The organism is Rhodobacter sp. Har01, assembly GCF_020564565.1.
Lineage (GTDB): Bacteria > Pseudomonadota > Alphaproteobacteria > Rhodobacterales > Rhodobacteraceae > Pseudogemmobacter.
The window spans coordinates 1-3,008 of sequence record NZ_JAJCTD010000025.1 but is presented as its reverse complement, the minus strand read 5'-3'; the positions used below and the strand labels follow the sequence as shown (position 1 = coordinate 3,008).

Below are 3,008 nucleotides of genomic sequence, written 5' to 3'. Positions count from 1 at the left end.
AAACAGCAAACCATCCAAAACCGCCGCTTGAACCATCAGCGTCAAGCCGCATAGCCTGAAACAGGTGAGCCAGAGCCCTCTGCTCCAAAATCAGGTCGACTGTTCCAAATCTCTCGACGACGGACACCCGCAGCAGGAAGGCCCGGCTGAGCGCCAGCTTGAAATGTGCCATCTGCAGGTTCGGGCGCTCACTGCCCGGAACCGCATGGTCATCGCTCCAGTCGAACTGGACAGCTTCGCCCGGGCGGCAGGCCAGCGGGACGAATGTGCCACGTCCCCTGGTCTGTTGGTCGCGCTGCCGATCAGCCCGCCAGTTCCGGGCAAAGGCCGCAACCTGGTTATGGGAACCGGTGAAGCCGAGCGTCACCAGATCGGCATGAAACGGCTTCAGCGTACGCCGCTCCTGGCGCGACTTCCCGGCCTCGGTCTTCAGCCCGCCCGCCAGCTTTCCGGCAAAGGGATCAAGCCTGCTCGGCCGCTCCGGCGTGGCGAACATTGGCTCGACCGTGTCCGACGCCAGATGCATGGTCACGGTATTGCGCGACAGACCCGTGCGCCGGGCGATCTCGCGGATCGACAGCTTCTGCCGCAAATGCATGGGTCGGATGATGTTCAAAAGTCCCATGTGGACCACTCCGTTGCCCCCGGCCGCTCGCCGCTCAGGGGGAAGGTTCACATGGCTCAATTCTCAGTGGAATTTGCGCGCCGACCCGGCTCAGTTCTCGATGGAAATCAACATTATAGTCCGTGCGCCAGGCGGCCAGAGTGACGCGGGCATGGTGCAAGGACGGAAACAGGGTCTCATTCTGCAGTTCATCCCGCAGACGACCGTTGGTGCTTTCGATGAAGGCGTTCTGGATCGGCTTGCCGGGCGCGATGTAGTGCCAGTCAAACTCGCGATCATCCACGAACTTCAGGATTGCGTTCGAAGTGAACTCGGTCCCATTGTCGCTGACCTCCGTCATGGGTTTGCTGCGGGCGTCGAACAGGATCGCCAGTTCCCGCGCCACCCGTGCGCCCGACAGCGAAGTTTCGGCGATCAGGGCCAGGCATTCCCGCGTGCAGTCATCGACCACAGTCATGATCCGGGAGCGGCGGCCATCGGTCATCTGGTCGGACACGAAGTTCAGCGACCAGCGCTGGTTCGGCATCAATGGCAGCAATATCGGGGCCTGTGTGCCCATGGCCCGCTTGCGCCCACCGCGACGGCGCACGTGCAACTGCTCTTCCCGGTAGATGCGGAGCGGGCGCTTGTGATTGACCTCGTGGCCCTCACGCCGAAGAAACACATGCAGCCGCCGATAACGCAAAGATAGACGCGCCTTTTGTGTGATGCGAAGTCCTCAAGGGTGCGTTCACCCGGTCAAGATCCGCTTGCGACACCAGAATCGGAAACACTTCCGTGCTGCGGGACCGAGTCGTTTCCACAGGCCATCCAATTGACATATATTGGATTTCCTATGCCCGAGGGCGCGGAGATCGAACAACTGTCCTTTTCGTCAGGTTCAGTTGTTCATCCGGATAGCAACAGGTCTTACCGACTCGGTGTTCTTGCATTCGACACCAGCCAGGTTCGGGCGCACCTGGCCTGATCCCGCGGGCCGTGAGTTCCGCCGCGCTGGCGCGGAGCGAGGTTTGTCTGGCAGCCCGGAATTTGGTCAGGATACATACGAGTCTTTCGTCGAATGCCACCGCACTTGCGGGGACAATGGCCTGACGGGCGCCGCAGCCGGCTCCAGATCGATTGAAGTGCACCGACCCGTTCAATTGCCAGAGGCTCAGCCTCCGCGTGCCGGCAGGCAGGTTGCCGATCAACTCTCGTGGGTTTGGATTCCGCTGGAGAGCTTGTACAGGTGCTGATTGCCACGGGTGAGAAGCGTGATGCCCATCTCGCGATCGAGTGCTTCACGGAGAGCTTCGAACTTGGGCTTCAGGTGGGTGATGTCATTCTCTTGGATGAAGTCCTGAAGGTCGCGGGCAACATCAATGAGGAAGTCGTCAGTCGGCGCCAGGTACATGTGTGAGATTCCAATGCTGCCCCCATGTGCACACTGGCAACCCTTGGTTAAGCCTTCGTTAATTGCACGCGCATAGGTAGTGATCTTCCACTGGTCTTTCATCCAGCCACGACTGGAGCCCATTGGTCGTTTACGCCAGTTGGCGCGGTTTGAGCAATCGCCTGGCGCGCGGAACCTTCATCGCTTGCAGCGGGTCGAGCGATTGCGGTGGTCCGGCGCAGTGCCGAGTGCTGAGTGTGGTCGCATGGTGTTGTAGTCGGTGACCTAGGCCGCAATCAGATCGCGAGCATGCCCGAGCGAAACACTGACCGCGATCGCCAACGGACATCCCGCGTCACTCAGCGACGATCTCTGCCTTGGGCGTTCCCAAAGCCGTCAAGTTGAAAGGCCGACGGGGTTCAGGCAACGCTCACATTGGACCAATCCGTCGTGCAGAAGCGGGCGGGTGAAGGCTTGCCCATGCGGCCGGCCTAACCGCATAGATTCACAATGTGAATCGCCCTTGATCAGCAGTGTGCAACAGCACCGGCTAGAGCGGAAAGGTGCCCACGTCGCATGGACTGGTAGAGGACCAAGGTACGAGGGGTCTTCCGGCAGACCGCAATCTTCCTTATCTGGATTTCACCCCAAAGTCCCGAACGGCGAACATCTAGGCGAATCTTTTCAAAGTCCGACGCGTGGTCGTAGGTGAGCCTTCGCTCTTCGCCCTCACAGCATACGGTGATTTCCCAGCAGAGGTTCGAGCTCGCGTTGATTGCCTCAATTCGCCCTAGCGCAGCACGCTTGGCCCATCCCAAATCTGGACTTGAAGTTTGGAGACGATTGATCTTCATAGCTGAAGCCCTCTTCGATGATCTTGGCGGAACCCTTGGTTAAGCCTTCGCTAATTTCTCGCGTATCGGTTGAGCAAATGGTTGATGCTGTAGTCGAGCAAATTGCCCTTCGGCTCTTTGGACCCGGTCCGCATGAGGTCCATGGCAATGTCCAGAA

The 3,008-nt window shown here is 59.5% G+C and carries 1 protein-coding gene and 3 pseudogenes; all 4 read right to left on the bottom strand.

Features of this window, described 5'->3' with window-relative positions; translation table 11 throughout:
* A pseudogene (locus LHP98_RS19195) lies at positions 1-634 on the bottom strand (hypothetical protein); the annotation flags it as partial.
* A 25-nt stretch (positions 635-659) separates the two neighbouring features.
* Positions 660-1,304, bottom strand: a pseudogene (locus LHP98_RS19190) (integrase core domain-containing protein); the annotation flags it as partial.
* A 507-nt stretch (positions 1,305-1,811) separates the two neighbouring features.
* Positions 1,812-2,018: a hypothetical protein gene (locus LHP98_RS19185; RefSeq protein WP_227254152.1), complete on the bottom strand. Its 207-nt coding sequence runs from the start codon at positions 2,016-2,018 to the stop codon at positions 1,812-1,814.
* 98 nt (positions 2,019-2,116) lie between these two features.
* A pseudogene (locus LHP98_RS19180) lies at positions 2,117-2,318 on the bottom strand (integrase core domain-containing protein); the annotation flags it as partial.
* Between the last annotated feature and the right edge of the window lie 690 nt (positions 2,319-3,008).

Bases quoted from the DNA above. Each gene is read 5' to 3' on its own strand.
- LHP98_RS19185 (WP_227254152.1), bottom strand. From the start codon at position 2,018: ATGTACCTGGCGCCGACTGACGACTTCCTCATTGATGTTGCCCGCGAC.